The organism is Phaeobacter porticola (assembly GCF_001888185.1).
In the GTDB taxonomy this organism is placed as follows: Bacteria; Pseudomonadota; Alphaproteobacteria; order Rhodobacterales; family Rhodobacteraceae; genus Phaeobacter; species Phaeobacter porticola.
Genome location: NZ_CP016364.1, coordinates 1896752 through 1912195 on the forward strand (window position 1 = coordinate 1896752; position 15444 = coordinate 1912195).

At 57.8% G+C, this 15444-nt stretch carries 18 protein-coding genes; 13 read left to right on the plus strand and 5 right to left on the minus strand.

Annotated features, from left to right (window positions below):
* Nucleotides 1-7: 7 nt before the first annotated feature.
* The gene (locus tag PhaeoP97_RS09110; RefSeq protein WP_072504816.1) at nt 8-430 is read left to right on the plus strand and encodes a carboxymuconolactone decarboxylase family protein; all 423 of its coding nucleotides are present in this window, start codon (nt 8-10) and stop codon (nt 428-430) included.
* A gap of 50 nt (nt 431-480) precedes the next feature.
* Here PhaeoP97_RS09110 and PhaeoP97_RS09115 read toward each other — a convergent pair whose 3' ends face one another.
* Nucleotides 481-930 (minus strand): Lrp/AsnC family transcriptional regulator, encoded by a 450-nt coding sequence (locus PhaeoP97_RS09115; protein ID WP_072504817.1) that lies wholly within the window; start codon nt 928-930, stop codon nt 481-483.
* 226 nt (nt 931-1156) lie between these two features.
* Between PhaeoP97_RS09115 and PhaeoP97_RS09120 the strand changes: the two genes are divergently transcribed.
* The 5 genes from PhaeoP97_RS09120 (at nt 1157) to PhaeoP97_RS09140 (ending at nt 5064) form a co-directional block, all read left to right on the plus strand.
* Nucleotides 1157-1996: a transporter substrate-binding domain-containing protein gene (locus PhaeoP97_RS09120; protein ID WP_072504818.1), complete on the plus strand. Its 840-nt coding sequence runs from the start codon at nt 1157-1159 to the stop codon at nt 1994-1996.
* A gap of 66 nt (nt 1997-2062) precedes the next feature.
* Nucleotides 2063-2728 (plus strand): ectoine/hydroxyectoine ABC transporter permease subunit EhuC, encoded by a 666-nt coding sequence (ehuC, locus tag PhaeoP97_RS09125; RefSeq protein ID WP_072504819.1) that lies wholly within the window; start codon nt 2063-2065, stop codon nt 2726-2728.
* A gap of 3 nt (nt 2729-2731) precedes the next feature.
* Nucleotides 2732-3397 carry an ectoine/hydroxyectoine ABC transporter permease subunit EhuD gene (gene ehuD, locus PhaeoP97_RS09130; RefSeq protein ID WP_072504820.1) on the plus strand — a complete coding sequence of 222 codons (666 nt, stop codon included), beginning with the start codon at nt 2732-2734 and terminating at the stop codon, nt 3395-3397.
* Nucleotides 3398-3401: 4 nt separating this feature from the next.
* Nucleotides 3402-4229 carry an ectoine/hydroxyectoine ABC transporter ATP-binding protein EhuA gene (gene ehuA / locus PhaeoP97_RS09135; RefSeq protein WP_072504821.1) on the plus strand — a complete coding sequence of 276 codons (828 nt, stop codon included), beginning with the start codon at nt 3402-3404 and terminating at the stop codon, nt 4227-4229.
* Nucleotides 4230-4269: 40 nt separating this feature from the next.
* Nucleotides 4270-5064 carry a maleate cis-trans isomerase family protein gene (locus PhaeoP97_RS09140; protein WP_083570346.1) on the plus strand — a complete coding sequence of 265 codons (795 nt, stop codon included), beginning with the start codon at nt 4270-4272 and terminating at the stop codon, nt 5062-5064.
* Here PhaeoP97_RS09140 and PhaeoP97_RS20290 read toward each other — a convergent pair.
* The 3 genes from PhaeoP97_RS20290 to PhaeoP97_RS09150 all read right to left on the minus strand — a co-directional run bounded on the left by PhaeoP97_RS20290 (nt 5027) and on the right by PhaeoP97_RS09150 (nt 6980).
* Nucleotides 5027-5434, minus strand: coding sequence for a hypothetical protein (locus PhaeoP97_RS20290; protein WP_157891240.1), 408 nt, complete (start codon nt 5432-5434; stop codon nt 5027-5029). The two genes, PhaeoP97_RS09140 and PhaeoP97_RS20290, sit on opposite strands and share 38 nt — an antisense overlap.
* A gap of 157 nt (nt 5435-5591) precedes the next feature.
* Nucleotides 5592-6167: a YceI family protein gene (locus tag PhaeoP97_RS09145; protein ID WP_072504822.1), complete on the minus strand. Its 576-nt coding sequence runs from the start codon at nt 6165-6167 to the stop codon at nt 5592-5594.
* Between the two features lie 231 nt (nt 6168-6398).
* Nucleotides 6399-6980 (minus strand): hypothetical protein, encoded by a 582-nt coding sequence (locus PhaeoP97_RS09150; protein WP_072504823.1) that lies wholly within the window; start codon nt 6978-6980, stop codon nt 6399-6401.
* A gap of 644 nt (nt 6981-7624) precedes the next feature.
* Here PhaeoP97_RS09150 and rpsF point away from each other — a divergent pair.
* The 7 genes from rpsF to PhaeoP97_RS09185 all read left to right on the plus strand — a co-directional run bounded on the left by rpsF (nt 7625) and on the right by PhaeoP97_RS09185 (nt 13842).
* Nucleotides 7625-7978 (plus strand): 30S ribosomal protein S6, encoded by a 354-nt coding sequence (gene rpsF / locus PhaeoP97_RS09155; protein WP_072504824.1) that lies wholly within the window; start codon nt 7625-7627, stop codon nt 7976-7978.
* Nucleotides 7979-8006: 28 nt separating this feature from the next.
* Nucleotides 8007-8234 carry a 30S ribosomal protein S18 gene (gene rpsR / locus PhaeoP97_RS09160; protein WP_005982441.1) on the plus strand — a complete coding sequence of 76 codons (228 nt, stop codon included), beginning with the start codon at nt 8007-8009 and terminating at the stop codon, nt 8232-8234.
* A 12-nt stretch (nt 8235-8246) separates the two neighbouring features.
* Complete coding sequence (gene rplI / locus PhaeoP97_RS09165; RefSeq protein ID WP_072504825.1) at nt 8247-8861, plus strand: 50S ribosomal protein L9; 615 nt, start codon at nt 8247-8249, stop codon at nt 8859-8861.
* Nucleotides 8862-9126: 265 nt separating this feature from the next.
* Entirely contained in the window at nt 9127-9309 is a 183-nt protein-coding gene (locus tag PhaeoP97_RS09170; RefSeq protein ID WP_072506384.1) for a peptidyl-tRNA hydrolase, read from the plus strand.
* 387 nt (nt 9310-9696) lie between these two features.
* Entirely contained in the window at nt 9697-10167 is a 471-nt protein-coding gene (locus tag PhaeoP97_RS09175) for a transglycosylase SLT domain-containing protein (protein ID WP_072504826.1), read from the plus strand.
* Between the two features lie 149 nt (nt 10168-10316).
* On the plus strand, nt 10317-12275 hold the full coding sequence (locus PhaeoP97_RS09180) for a bifunctional 2',3'-cyclic-nucleotide 2'-phosphodiesterase/3'-nucleotidase (protein WP_072504827.1): 1959 nt from the start codon (nt 10317-10319) through the stop codon (nt 12273-12275).
* 298 nt (nt 12276-12573) lie between these two features.
* Nucleotides 12574-13842: a calcium-binding protein gene (locus PhaeoP97_RS09185; RefSeq protein WP_072504828.1), complete on the plus strand. Its 1269-nt coding sequence runs from the start codon at nt 12574-12576 to the stop codon at nt 13840-13842.
* A 188-nt stretch (nt 13843-14030) separates the two neighbouring features.
* Here PhaeoP97_RS09185 and tig read toward each other — a convergent pair whose 3' ends face one another.
* Nucleotides 14031-15362: a trigger factor gene (tig, locus tag PhaeoP97_RS09190; RefSeq protein WP_072506385.1), complete on the minus strand. Its 1332-nt coding sequence runs from the start codon at nt 15360-15362 to the stop codon at nt 14031-14033.
* Between the last annotated feature and the right edge of the window lie 82 nt (nt 15363-15444).

Here is a 15444-nt window from a genome sequence, read left to right on the forward strand (position 1 = left end):
AATCCCAATGAGCAGCACGCCCTCTGACGCCGCGCCGAAAACCAGCAGCTTTGACGAAGATCTGTTTCTGAAAGGTCTGGAGCAGCGCAAGGCGACACTAGGTGCCGCGTATGTGGAAAACAACCTCGCCGCCGCCGATGAGTTCACCCGCCCCTTTCAGGAGGCCATGACCGCCTGGTGCTGGGGGTTTGGCTGGGGCGATGACACAATTGATGCCAAAACCCGGTCGATGATGAACCTCGCCATGATTGGCGCCCTGGGCAAGATGCACGAATGGGAACTGCACTGCCGGGGCGCGCTGAACAACGGGGTCAGCCGCGAGGAAATCCGCGCGATCATCCACGCGATCGCGATTTACTGCGGCGTCCCGCAGGGGCTGGAATGTTTCCGTGCCGCCAAAGCGGTGCTGGATCAGCACGAGCAAGGCTAACCCCATCTGATCCCCGTGCGACTGAGCAACGCCCCAGCGATCAGCCCCTGTCAGAGGATATCAAGCGAGACCTTAACCCGGTCCATCACCACCGACGAAGTAAAGCGGCTGACGTTGGATTCATCAAAGAAGTACTCCTGCGTGAAAGCCTCGTATTCCTTGATATCGCTGACTGCGACAACCAGAATAAAATCGGCCTCGCCGGTGGCATAATAGCACTGCTGTACCTCGCGCGCCTGTCGCATCCGTCGCTTGAACAGGTCCAGATGCATCCGGCTCTCGCGTTCGAGGACCACACCGACAATCACCGTCATATCCCGCCCCAGCTTGGTTGGGGATAAAACCGCGATCTCCTTTTCGATGGCCCCTGTTTCGCGCAGTTTCTTCAGACGTTTCTGTACTGCGGGCGCAGAGAGGCCGATCTCGTAACCCAGCGCCTCAGCCGTGAGTTGTGCGTTGGCTTGCATCAGTTTGAGAATCTCGAAATCCTTGTCATCCATAAATGGATTTTCTCCCGTTTTCTCAAAATATCAACTGATTTCATCGCGCCAACGGGAATTTTCGACGCGATCCATCACCACTGCTGACTAGTGTTAACCACACGGAACGACATACAGGCCTGGGAATGGGCTGCGTGTTCGTTGTGGCAATTGCCTGAGATCGGCACCGACACACAACGCAGACGCAGGCCATACCGGGTCAAAGAACGACCAAAGGGAGATCACTATGCAGATTCGGATTTCATCCACCATACTGGCCGCAGGAATCGCGGTTCTGGCCGGTGCCGCCGCCTATGCAGGCCCGTTGCAGGACCGCATCGACGCGGGCGAACCGCTTCGCATCGGTTTCTCCAACATACCGATCTGGGGCTACCCGGATGAGAACGGCGATGCCAAGGGTTTTGTGAATGAGATCACCATCGGCATTCTGAAGAAGATGGGTCACGACACTGTTGAGGCCACAGTCACCGATTGGGGCGGCCTGATCCCAGGCCTGCAAGCGAACCGCTATGACATGATCACTGGCGGTCTTTATATCCTCAACAGCCGGTGCGAGAACATCACCTTCTCCGAGCCGATTGCACAATCCGGTGACGCCTTCATCGTTCCGGTCGGCAACCCCAAGGGAATCCAGACTTATCAGGACATTCTGGCCGCCGAGGCGCTTTTGGCGGCCGGGTCTGGCTACAACACAGTAGAGGCGGCCAAGAAAGAAGGGCTGACCGACGCAATGATCATGCAGGTGCCTGGCCCGACCGAAATGCTGGCCGCCGTAAAGGCTGGCCGCGCCGATGCCGCCGGCATGACCTATTTCGAAGCCGCGCATCTGGCAGACAGCGACGACAGCATCGACGTGACCGATCCGGCCGCGCTGCCGGACTGGACGCTGAACTGGGTCGGCGTTGGCTTCCGGGATGCGGATAGTGAATTCGTGGCCGAGTTCAATACTGCCCTCGCAGACTACATCGGTTCTGAGGAAATGATGCAGACTGTCGCGCAATACGGCTACACCAAAAGCACTCTGCCAGGTGACATAACCACCGAATGGACCTGCGCCAACCGCTGATCCATCTAGGCGGCGGAGCCTTGGGTTCCGTCGCATATTACTCTCCTCGTGTCATACGGAATACTGATGGGTCTTTACGAATTCTTGGTCCAGTACTGGCCACGGCTGCTGTCTGGGGCGGGCGTCACGATCGTCCAATTCCTGCTTGCCGCAGCCATCGGCGTTGCCATATCGCTTTGTATGGGGCTGATGAAACTGTCCCCCAATCGCGCGATCCGCTGGAGCGCCGTCACCTATATCGAGATCTTTCGCGGCACCTCGCTGGTGGTGCAGCTCTACTGGATCTTTTTCGTCCTACCGCTCTTTGGGATCACCATCGAGAAATTCACCGCAGGCTATCTGGCCATCGGCATGAACATTGGTGCCTATGGGGCCGAGCTGGTGCGCGGCGGCATCCTCTCCGTGCCAAAGGGCCAGTGGGAGGCCGCATTGGCCATCAACATGAGCCCGGCTCAGCGCATGCGCCGTATCATCCTGCCGCAGGCCTTGGTCAATATGCTGCCGCCCTGGGGCAATCTAATGATCGAGCTGTTGAAAGGCACCGCTCTTGTCTCGCTGATCTCGGTAGCGGACCTGATGTTCGAATCCCGGCAGATCAACGCCACCACCTATCTGTCCGCACAGGTCTTTGGCGCGGCACTGATCATTTACTACATGATGGCGCGGTTCTGCGTGACACCGTTCATGCGCTGGCTGGAACGCTTCATGGCCCGCAAAATGGGGAGGGCATGAGCCATGTTTGACTGGAAATGGGAGTTTGTCTGGGAGATCACGCCCCGCCTGATTCAGGCGGCCGGCAACACGCTGATCGCCGCCGGTGCGGGCTATGCCATCGCGCTGGTTCTGGGGCTGGTGCTGGCGCTTGCGCAACGCACCCCCTACCGACCGCTGACCTTTGTGGTGCGGGAGCTGGTTGAATTCATCCGCTCAACCCCGCTGATCCTTCAGGTGTTCTTTGTGTTCTATGTCGGCCCTCAGTTTGGCGTCCGCCTCAGCCCCTGGATGTCGGGCATGATTGCCATCGGGCTGCACTACGCCTGCTACCTCTCTGAGGTCTATCGCGGCGGCATCGAAAGCGTGCCCAAGGGCCAATGGGAGGCTGCAACCGCGCTGAATATGACGGTGATACAGAAATACCGCCGGGTGATCATTCCGCAAGCTGTTCCCCCGGCCTTGGCCGGGATGGGCAACTATCTGGTCGGCATCTTCAAGGACACGCCGATGCTGTCGGTGATTGGGGTTGCCGAACTTATCCACACGGCCAATGCCATCGGCGCCGAAAACTACCGCTTTCTTGAGCCCTATACGATGGTGGGCATCATTTTCCTGGCGATCTCGCTTCCTGCGGCCGGCCTGATCCGGTTGTTCGAAAGCTATGTCCGCCGCAAGTTGGGTCTGTAGAACCATGTCGAATACCAATACTTCCCCCAAGACCTTTCCGACTGAGCTGGCCGGCGATTCCACCCCTATGGTGCGGTTTCAGAAAGTGCGCAAATCCTATGGCGCGCTGACCGTTCTGGATGATCTGGATCTGGACGTGGCCGCAGGCGAAATGGTGTCGATCATCGGCCCGTCCGGGTCGGGCAAAACCACCGTGCTGCGAATGTTGATGACGCTGGAGACGATCAACGAGGGGGTCATCTATGTGGATGGCAAGCCACTGACCCATATGCCCAAGGGCGGCACCTTAGTGCCCGCCAATGAACGACATCTGCGCAGTCGGCGCGCGGATATCGGCATGTGCTTCCAGCACTTCAACCTGTTCCCACATATGACCGCGCTCGAGAACTGCATGGAAGGACCGGTACATGTGCTGGGTCTCTCCAAAGCCGAGGCCCGCGACCGATCAGAGGAACTGCTGGAGCTGGTCGGCATGATCTCCAAAAAGGATCAGCATCCGTCGCGCCTGTCTGGTGGTCAGCAACAGCGCGTCGCCATTGCCCGCGCACTGGCCATGCGCCCCAAAGTCATGCTGTTTGACGAGGTCACATCGGCGCTGGATCCGGAAGTGATTGGCGAGGTGACCAATGTGATCCGCCAACTGGTCTCTGAACATCAGTTGACCATGCTGATGGTCACCCATCAAATGGGTTTTGCCCGTGATATCTCAGATCGGGTATGTTTCTTCTACGGCGGCAAAATCGAAGAACAAGGCACCCCGGCCGAGATCTTTGGCGATCCGCAACGAGAACGGACACAGCAATTCCTGAGCGCCGTCCGCGAGGCGGTCTGATACCCAATCATCCACAGCCCACAGGCAAGGTTCCCTTCTGATGTTCCAACCCGGTCAAACCGTTCAGTCCAAACCCCGCACCCCGCTGATGGGCAAGGGCATCGCTCACCGTGGCAGCTTGGGGTTTATCCTGATGTCCACCGATCTGGCCTGCGAGGCGGATATATTTGCCATGGCCCCCGAGGGTCTTGGCATCCATATCACCCGACTGAAGACCGATGATTACACCACCAATGAAACGCTGGCCCGGCATATCGACCATATGGCCGATGCGGCCTCTCGCATTCAGCCGGACATGAAGCCTGAGGTCATCGCCTACTGCTGCACCTCAGGGTCGATTGTCTGCCGTGAAGAAAACGTGTTTCGCGAGATCCGCAGAGGCGCGCCCTATGCGCAGCCAATGTGTATCGTCACTGGCGTGATGGATGCCCTACGGGAGGTTGGCGCTAAACAGATCGTGGTCGGCACGCCCTATCTGGACGACGTCAACACCGCCGAGGCAGAGTATCTGGCGGCTGCCGGATTTGATATTCTGGACATACAGGGCCTGCGACTGGAGACCGGCGTGGAATTTGGCCAGGTGGAACCCGCGTATTGGAAAGACTTCGCACTGGAAATCGACCAACCCGAAGCGGATGCGATCTTCCTCTCTTGCAGCGGCGTCCGCTCGCTGGAAGTGGTCGACGAGATTGAACAGGCCACAGGCAAGCCAGTCATCACCTCCAACCAGGCGCTGATGTGGTCTTGCCTGCGCCGTGCAGGCATCATGGATGAGCTGAAAGGCTTTGGACAGATCTTCAAACATCCTGGCCTAAGGCTGAAACCAACGGTTTGAACCGGCTTATCCGCACGCGCCCGTTTGACCGGATCGTTTGAAACGAACCGGTGTGGAAATCCACTTGCAGCTCAACTAACTGCAAAGCGGGCGTCATCGCCCAGCCCTTTACATGTCGTGGTGCCGGATTGAGCGTCAGCGGCCGATGGTGCGGGACAAGGACGAAACCGCTGTCGGGGAACTGGTGCTTGTTGCGCGTTGATGTGAGTGGCGTGGTTTTTGCGAGCTCGTGAATTAATCTCGATGTGATCTGACACCGCCCCTTGGGCTCTATATCGCAGACCAGATCGCTAGAGCCCATTCCGGCAAGATCGCTGCGACGTCGGATGAAACGGGCACCGTGCTCCGACTGAACATCCCACTGGAACAAAATAGCTGACCTTAGTGCATCTCGCGGCATCATGCATTTTGGACTTAGAGTGGACCAACATGGTCTGCGAAAACAAAAAAACCGCCACCCCGTGAGAGGCAGCGGTTTCTGATTACGCGCAGTGAGCCTGACGACACACCGTCATGTCGGCTCCGGCTTATTCGGCTTTCATCGCCTCGACCGAGATCTTCACATCGACCTCATCGCCGACGAAGGGGGCGAATTTGCCCAGTTCGTAGTCGGAGCGCAGCAGCGTGGTGGTGGCGTCGAATCCGGCCCAGGGCTTGCCCGCCATCGGGTGATCGCCGACCTGGTTCAGTTTGGCGTCCAGAACCACCGATTTGGTGACTCCGTTCAGGGTCAGATCGCCGGTGATTTCAGCAGTATTCTCGCCGGTCACCTTAATGCCGGTGGAGGTGAAGGTGATCATCTCCTTGTCATCGGCACCAAAGAAATCCTTCGACATAAAGTGGTCAAAACGCCCTTCCCAGCCGGTCAGCATGGATTTTGCAGGCATGGACACGGACACGCTGGAGGCTTCGGGGTTTTCCTGATCAAAGGCGATCTCGCCCTCAAAGCCGGAGAACATGCCATAGGTGGTGGAGAACCCGAGGTGGTTGTAATTAAACACAACCTGGCTGTGGCTGGCGTCCAGCGTATAGGCCTCGGGCGCGGCATAGGCCGTGGTGGCGGCAGCGCCCATAAAGGCAGCGGCGAGAAGAGTGTTTTTCATAATTTTGGCTCCGTTGGACCGAATAACATCACTTCCAAGTTGACCGTTTTGGCGTTCAAAAAGGAAGTCGGCAATTCCCAACACTATCTGTGTTCAGATGAACAACCAAAGCTGCTTCTGCCACACAAGCAGGTTCTCGCGCGTTTGTGATACCCGCAGGGCGTTGGCGCGCGAATATAAGGGAGCCGCGCGCTTGCCCATTGGTCCCAGCCTATGGCGCCGATAGAGTTTTCAGTTAATGATGGGTAATGTGCCGCTTAATTGGTCGCGCAGGCGCAGACAGGTGTCGTTGCTGTCGATTGGCAGCTCCATCAGCACCGAACCATCGGCGTCCAAAACGGAAATCGCATGGGCTGAGAGCCGCACCCCGCCAAGGCTGTGGTAACTGCGGCGCAGGACAATCCGGGGCGTGCCGCGACGGGTTTTGCGCAGGATCCGAAGCTCACGCCGGATCGGATCGAAACAGGCCTCCGGCTGGCTGTCGGGATGGTGGGTTGTCAACAGGATCAGGCCGAGAAACAGGAAGGCAATAGAGATACCAATCCGGATCAGCGACATTTGCGGGTCGACTCCGGCATCCGGCAGCAACCACAGTCCGGTTGCACCAAGCACCATGCCGCCACCAAGGATGCGCAACAGGATTGACCGTATGGGCCAGTTGGCCTGGACTCGCAGGTTCAATGGCGCAGAGCGTGCCAGATCGGCCAGGCGTTGCGCCGCACGGGACTGAGCCGACAGGCCATGCCCGTCATGATGGGATCGACCCCTTTGCACCGGCTGAAAACCCATGCTGGATGGTTCAAGGAGGCTCATCTCTGTTCCCTTTCACTCATAAACTCAGTCGCGGTTGCCTGTCCTGCCTTGCATGCGGCGCTTGCTGCGCCTTTGGTCTGTGCCTGGCCGACCGGTTAACGCTTCATTAACCAAGATTGACGCCGGCATTGGGGCTGAAATGGGGCGGAGTTGGGGTAAATACGGGTCCAGCCTACACGCCCGGTATATTGTACGATCACTTTGTCCTGCGGATCCGTCCGCATCACTGCGTCGTCCGGCCTACTGGGCGGCGCCCTCCCCTGATCAGGCGGTAGCATTCTGTCCCCTGCTGACTTGGCCTGACGCAGAGCAGATACGGGGGTGGCGACGCACGACCGTCGCTTGAAATCCATGGGCATCTTATGGCGGCCTTCTGCGGGCCACCCTCAGACTTGCACGATTTTCCTAAAATTTAGTTCACATCCACAGGACCCACCGCTAAGCCCAGTTATGCCCTCTATCTGCCACTGCGGTCTCGCCCTCATGCACCCTGCCGGGAAACGGGCCTTGCCCTTTTGGGCGCAGCCTGTATATGGGGGCTTCCTTCCGCGATATTTTCGATCCGCGCAGACTCTCGTGACAGGGCAGCGGAGGGACAAACCGCCCGGTCTATGAAATGCGCCTAGACAAAAACTGGAGTTCGCATGCCACTCTATGAGCATGTCATGATTGCGCGTCAGGACCTGTCCAACTCGCAAGCTGAAGGCCTCATCGAACATTTCGGTGCTGTTCTGTCCGACAACGGCGGTAAGCTGGTTGAGCAGGAGTACTGGGGCGTCAAGACGATGGCCTATAAGATCAACAAAAATCGTAAGGGCCACTACTCCTTCCTGAAAACCGATGCATCCGCAGCGGCGATCCAGGAAATGGAGCGTCTGATGCGCCTGCATGATGACGTGATGCGCGTTCTGACCATCAAGGTTGACGCACATGAAGACGGCCCCTCGGTTCAGATGCAGAAGCGCGATGAGCGCGACTCGCGTCGTGAGCGCCGCTGATCAACGCTTGAGAAAAGGACGCTAAACCATGGCAGCCAAACCGTTTTTCCGTCGTCGTAAAGTATGCCCGTTCTCGGGCGACAATGCGCCGAAAATCGACTACAAAGACACCCGTCTTCTGCAGCGCTATATTTCCGAACGTGGTAAGATTGTGCCTTCGCGCATCACCGCCGTTTCGGCAAAGAAGCAGCGTGAACTGGCCCGTGCTATCAAGCGCGCCCGCTTCCTCGCCCTGCTGCCCTACGCCGTGAAGTAAGGAGATAAGCACATGCAAGTTATCCTTCTGGAACGTGTGGCCAAGCTGGGCCAAATGGGCGAAGTCGTGGACGTAAAGCCCGGCTATGCTCGCAACTTCCTGCTGCCGCAAGGCAAGGCGCTGACCGCGTCGCAGAACAACATCGCTCGTTTTGAGGACCAGAAAGCGCAGCTCGAAGCGCGCAACCTGGAAACCAAAAAAGAAGCAGAAGCACTGGCTGAAAAGCTGGACGGTCAGCAGTTCATCGTGATTCGCTCCGCTTCTGACGCGGGTGCGCTCTACGGTTCCGTCACACCTCGTGACGCCGCAGACGCAGCCACCGAAGAAGGCTTCTCGGTCGACAAGAAGCAGATCGCTCTGCTCTCGCCGATCAAGGATCTTGGCCTGCACAGCGTTGTTGTGAAGCTGCACCCTGAAGTCGAAGTTCAGATCAAACTGAACGTTGCACGTTCGGCTGAAGAAGCTGAGCTGCAGGCCTCGGGCAAATCGATTCAAGAGCTGGCCGCTGAAGAAGAAGCCGCTGCTGAATTCGAAATCTCTGAGCTGTTCGACGATATCGGCTCCGCCGCTTCGGACGACGACGACGATGCAGCCCCGGCTGCAAGCGACGAAGAGACCAACGCCTAAGCGGCATTGGATCTGTTGAGATTGAGAGAGGCCGTCCTTTGGGGCGGCCTTTTTCATGATCTGGCGATGCTGTGACCGCTCCATTCCAAACGTCAGATCTGCCCTTGGGCGGATCAACATGGACGCATTAAAATCTACTCAAACTCTCAGCATAATGCGGCGCAAGGGTAACCTTGCCTTTGACTGTTTCTGCAACCTTAGGGCCCGCCTTGGGCGCCGCCCATGGCCGATGTGTTTGACGTTGTTCAGTCATCTGGGGGTGACCATGAAAGAGGATCTGATCCGAGAAGAAACCGCTCTGCGCCGGCGCCTGTTGTTGCGGCTGTTGCGCGGGTTCAGTTTTGAAAACCCAAGATACAAGGGAGAGGCTATCAGCAATCTGGTGCCGACAGAGCTGATCACTGCCGAGCTGACGCAGCACAACCCTGACCGAATGATCCAGCGCTAGGTCTTGTGCGCTGTGCCCGTACTGGCCAAATGCTAAGTCTACGGGAAACGGGACCGCAAAGGCTCCCCCTTGCGATCCCTAGCATGGACGTCCCAAGCGGGCCGCAGGCACGGGAGCCGAGTTGGAACGGGGGCTGACCCCAGATCATGCGCGCAGAAACCATGCGGCAGCACGCAGCTGCAAACAACGAGATTGCCCCTAAAACTTGATGGATTTCAGCGGCACACTGCGCCTCGCCGCAAGAGGCCGTCGGGCGCTGGACTCTCGGCGCAATTGACACGGCGGTAGATATCCGCCGATCGGTCAATCCGATGTTTGCCCTGCCCACCCTGCCCGCCTAATCTGCCGCTGATCCGTAGATATCGGATCCTACACACGGCAGTATCCATGATTGATCGCAGAACGGCTTTGGCCTTTATTCTTGCCCCTCTGGCCCTTGCGGCCTGCGGCGATGCACCCGCCGCAACAAAGCGCGCCGCCGAACCGCCGCTCTATCCCAATGAGACCCCCGAACTGCGGCGTAAGATCAATTTCTGGGCGGATCATTATGAGGTGCCGCGCCCGCTGGTCCATCGCCTCGCAATCCGCGAGAGCACCCATCGGCCCTGGGCCATTAACCGGCCCTATTACGGGTTGTTGCAGATCCTGCCCGCCACCGCCCGCTCCATGGGGTTTCGTGGCAAGAACAAGGATCTTTTGGATGCGGATACCAACCTGAAATACGCGGTGAAGTACCTGCGCGGTGCCTGGCTCCTCTCCGATGGCAGCTATGATCAGGCGGTAAAGCACTATTCGCGCGGCTACTATTATGCTGCCAAACGCCGGGGCATGTTGCGTGAAACCGGGCTGCGCCCCTAAGGCGACGCTCACAACCACCTGACAGAAAACATATTCTTAAGAATGCGCGACAGGCTGCCGCCAAACCTGTTAGCGCAAAACTGTCACATGACGATGCGCATTTTTCTGCTAGCATGGATGTCTATTACAAAAAGACGTCGGAGTGAAAAATGCCTATCCAACTTGATCGCCGGTCCTTTCTGGCTGGCAGCGCCGGGCTTATCGCTCTGCATCCGTTTTCTGTTCAGGCGGCCTCCAACCAGGTGCATCTACGCCTGATGGAGACAACTGATCTGCATGTGCATGTGTTTCCCTATGACTATTATGCCGACAAACCGCGCGACACGGTCGGGCTTGCGCGTACGGCCTCGCTGATCGGCGATATTCGCGCCGAAGCCACCAATTCCGTACTGCTGGACAATGGCGATTTTCTACAGGGCAATCCGATGGGCGACTATATCGCCTATGAGCGCGGCATGAAGGAAGGTGACACCCATCCGGTCATTCAGGCAATGAATGCCGTGGGGTTTGATGGCTCAACGCTGGGCAATCATGAGTTCAACTACGGGCTGGATTTCCTGATGAAATCCCTCGCCGGGGCCGATTTCCCGGTGGTCTGCGCCAATGTCGCCAAATCCACCGGCGCCGGTCCGCGTGACGACACAACCCTGCTGCCCCCCTATGTGATTATGGAACGTCAGCTGACTGATGGCGCGGGCAACACCCATCCAATCAAGATTGGCCTTATTGGTTTTGTGCCCCCGCAGGTGATGAACTGGGACCGCCGCCATCTGGAGGGCAACGTTCAGGCGCGCGACATTCTGGAAACCGCCCGCGCCTATGTGCCAGAGATGAAGGAAAAAGGGGCCGATATCATTATCGCGCTCTCACATTCCGGCATTGGCAGCGCGCAGGAAGCTGATGGCATGGAGAACGCCTCGGTCCCGCTGGCGGCGGTTGAGGGCATTGATGCGATCATGACCGGCCATTCGCATCTGGTCTTCCCCTCCTCCACCTATGCGGATTTTGCCGGGGTCGATGTCGACAAGGGCACCATCCACGGCACCCCTGCCACCATGGGCGGGTTCTGGGGCAGCCATATGGGTCTGATTGATCTGATGCTGGAACGCGATGGCGCTGGCTGGCGCGTCGTCGGCCATGCGTCAGAAGCGCGGCCAATTTCTCGGCGCGAAGAGGACCGCTCGATCACCGCCCTGGTCGACAGCGCCCCAGCAGTGCTGGCGGCCGCGCAGAAAGAGCATGATGAGACGCTGCAATATGTGCGCCGCGCCGTGGGCAAGACCGACGCACCCCTGCACAGCTATTTTGCACTGGTTGCCGATGATCCATCGGTGCAGATCGTGTCGATTGCGCAGACTTGGTATATCGAACAGATGCTGAAAGGTACTGAACACGAGGGGCTGCCGATCCTCTCTGCAGCGGCCCCGTTCAAGGCTGGCGGTCGCGGTGGTGCGGAGTATTACACCGATGTGCCCAAGGGCGATGTGGCGATCAAAAATGTCGCGGATCTCTACCTCTATCCCAACACCGCCCGTGCGGTGCGGGTGACCGGTGCGCAGGTCAAGGACTGGCTGGAACGCTCTGCCGGTATGTTCAACCAGATCACCCCCGGTGAGACGGATCAGGTGCTGCTGAACCCGGCCTTCCCCAGCTACAACTTTGACGTGATCGACGGGGTGACCTATCAGATCGACCTGTCGCAACCCTCCAAGTTCGGGGCTAAGGGCGCGTTGGAAAATCCCGACGCCAGCCGCATTGTGAGTCTGGAGTTCAACGGCGCGCCGATTGACCCCGCGCAGGAGTTCATTATCGCCACCAACAATTACCGCGCAGGCGGCGGTGGCGCCTTCCCCGGCGCGATGGGTGATACGGTTGTCTTTGAGGGGCCAGACACCAACCGCGATGTCATCGTGCGCTATATCGTTGAGAAAGGCACTATCAGCCCACGTGCGGATGCCAATTGGCGCTTTGCGCCGCTTGCGGACACATCGGTGCTGTTTGACACCGGTCCAAAGGCGGCCGCCTATGTCGACAGCGTCGAGAGTATTGCAATTGAACCTGCGGGTGAAGGCCCGGATGGTTTTGCACGCTATAGAATCTCGCTGTGAACAGACTGTTTCCGATTTGCGAAAAATGAAATGATTCTCGCCGCCCGGCCAAACGTGGTCGGGCGGCAGATCTAGGCGTACACGCCCCGCTTGCACACTATTTGTTGAGGCGCGCCCTAAAGGTTAATTTTTACAAATTTCGAGCAAAATTACGCTGTCCTTACTCCTTTTTAGGCATTTGTTTGCCAAATTTCTGCCCCCTTCTTGCGACAGAGTTTTCCGGCATGCCATGTGTCGGACAACGCTGAACACCAGCAGTCCGCGTCAAGACGGTTGATACGCAAGAGGAGCAGTTACGATGCCAAACGGCAGTTTCAATGACTTTCGCAATGCGCTTCTGGCGTTTGAATCCGGCTGGGACCGGGACCGCTATGATGCGGGGCAGATCAGCGATGCGCAGCTGACGCAATGGGCAGGTGCGCCGGTTGGCAGTTTCTATCCGGGTCTGAGCAGCTGGGGCCAGCTGAACGCCACCGATTGGCGCGATATGGCGTATCATTCGACCAACTCGCTGGGGTTTGTCGGCTATCAATTCGGCGAAGCGCTGCTGATTGATCTGGGTTATTATCAGGACGATGTTTTCTACCTAGGCGGTGATACGATCAATCGCTGGGATGGCACCTGGACCGGTAAGAACGGCGTCAACAGCCTGGATGACTTCAAAACGCACGCCGCACAAGACACCGCCATCAACGAGGCGTTTGGCTATAACTTCGAGATGCTGGAGTATTACCTTGGCCGACAAGGCCGCAGCATCAGTGACTATATCGACCAGTCTGTCTCATACCGTGATGTCAACGGCGCGATGGTTGATGTCACGCTGTCTTTGACCGGACTGATGGCCGCGGCCCATCTGCGTGGCGCATCTGGGCTCGCTACACTGTTGCTGAGCGATACGGCCTCCACCGATGAATACGGCACTTCAATCCTGAAATACGTGAAGGATTTCGGCGGCTACGACAGCCCCACAACCGAGGCGCTGATCGCTTTCTGGCAAGATCGCAAAGCAGGCGGCAATGCCCCGCTTGATATCGGCGCTCCTGAAATTGGTGAAACGCTGCTCGGCACGGTCAGCCGAGATGTCCTGGACGGCAGCAATGCCGATGATCTGCTGTCAGGGCGTGGTGGCAATGACCGGCTTGTCGGACGCGCAGGTGATGATGATCTGCGCGGCGGCAGTGGGCGTGACCGCCTGATCGGTCAGAACGGCGATGATGTGCTAAATGGCTCGCACGGGGCTGACACCATTCGCGCTGGTGCCGGCAATGACACGCTGATCGGTGGCAACGGCAACGACAAACTGTTTGGCCAGCAGGGCAATGACTTGTTGATCGGCGGCGCGGGTGCCGACAGCTTTGCCTTTGGCAGCAACCATGGCCGTGGCCGCATCCGCGACTTTGAACTGGGCATAGACAAGATCGACATCCTCAACGGTGCGCAAAACATCAACCAGATCGATTTTTCCGCAAAGGGTAACCATGTGGTCATGTCCTTCGACAATGTTGTCGTGACGATTGAGAATGTCTCAGTTTCTGAGCTGTCCAGCTCTGATAATTTCTTGTTCTAAGCCTTGAGCTACCCGACGATCATTCGGGATCACACGTCAGATAGGCACCAGCCGCCCGGGGGAACCTAGGGCGGTTTTCTCTTGTCCAACCGTGACTAAACACACCCACAATACAGAAAGGCCGCCCCAAGGGACGGCCTTTTCAAATCAAATCCTTAAACCTGCGCAGGGCGCAGATCTAGGCGTGATTACTCGTCTTCCAGAGCTTCAACTGCAGTTTGCAAATCGTCCTTGGAGACTTCTTTTTCAGTCACTTTTGCCTGTTCAGCAATGAAATCGATGACTTTGTCTTCGAAAATCGGCGCACGCAGCTGCTGCTGCATCTGAGCATTCTGCTGAATGAACTCAAAGAACTGGCGTTCCTGACCCGGGTACTGACGTGCCTGTTGCATGATGGCCTGGGTCATTTCCGCGTCGGTCACTTCGACTTCGGCTTTCTGGCCCAGTTCTGCCAGCAGGAGGCCAAGGCGCACGCGGCGCTCGGCCAGCTTGTTGTGCTCGTCAGTGGCTTCGATCTCATCGTGATCATGGCCCTGAACCTCTGGGTTCTCCTCGTGCCACAGCTGATGTGCAATCTGCTTGGATTCTGCTTCGACCAGCGAGGGCGGCAGGTCGAAGGAAACCAGATCGTCCAGCTTGTCCAACAGGCCACGCTTCATCACGGCACGGGCGGCACCGGCGTATTCTGCTTCCAGGCGCTCAGAAATCTGCTCTTTCAGACCTGCGAGGTCTTCGGCGCCGAATTTCTTGGCCAGTTCATCATTGATCTCTGCCGCTTTGGGGGCTTTCACCTCTTTCACGGTGCAGGAGAACACGGCTTCCTTACCGGCCAGGTGCTCGGCCTGGTACTCTTCGGGGAAGGTGACGGTGACGTCTTTTTCTTCGCCCGTTTTGGTGCCGACCAGCTGCTCTTCGAAGCCCGGAATAAAGGAGTTGGAGCCCAGTGTCAGCGGGTAGTCGTCGCCTGCGCCGCCTTCAAAGGCTTCGCCGTCAACCTTGCCAACAAAGTCAATGACAACCTGGTCACCGTCTTCGGCCGCAGCGCCGTCTTCACGGGCTTCAAATTCCTGCGCAGTCTCGGCCAGATTGGCCAGCGCTTCGTCGACGGCTTCGTCTTCGGCTTTAACGATCAACTTTTCCAGCTCAACACCGGAAAGATCAACGTCTGGAATCTCGGGCAGCGCCTCGTAGGACATCTCGACATTGACGTCGTCGCCCTCTTTCCAGTCTTCGTTGGTCATTTTGACATCGGGCTGCATGGCCGGACGGTCACCGCTGTCTTCGAAGTGCTTGTTCATCGCACCGTCGATGGTTTCCTGCATAGCTTCGCCAATCAGACGCTGGCCGAACTGCTTTTTCAGCATCGCCATAGGAACCTTGCCTTTGCGGAACCCTTTCATCTCGACTTCGGGCTGCGCCTCGACCAGTTTTTCGTTGACCTTCGCGTCCAGTTCGGCGGCGGTAACGGTGATCGCGTAGCCGCGTTTCAGACCTTCGTTCAGCGTCTCGGTGACCTGCATCATATTCCCCATAGAGATTCGGGGCGCGCGCGCAGGCGCTCCCCCAGACAATTTGACGCCTTCTATTTGCACATGACCGGCG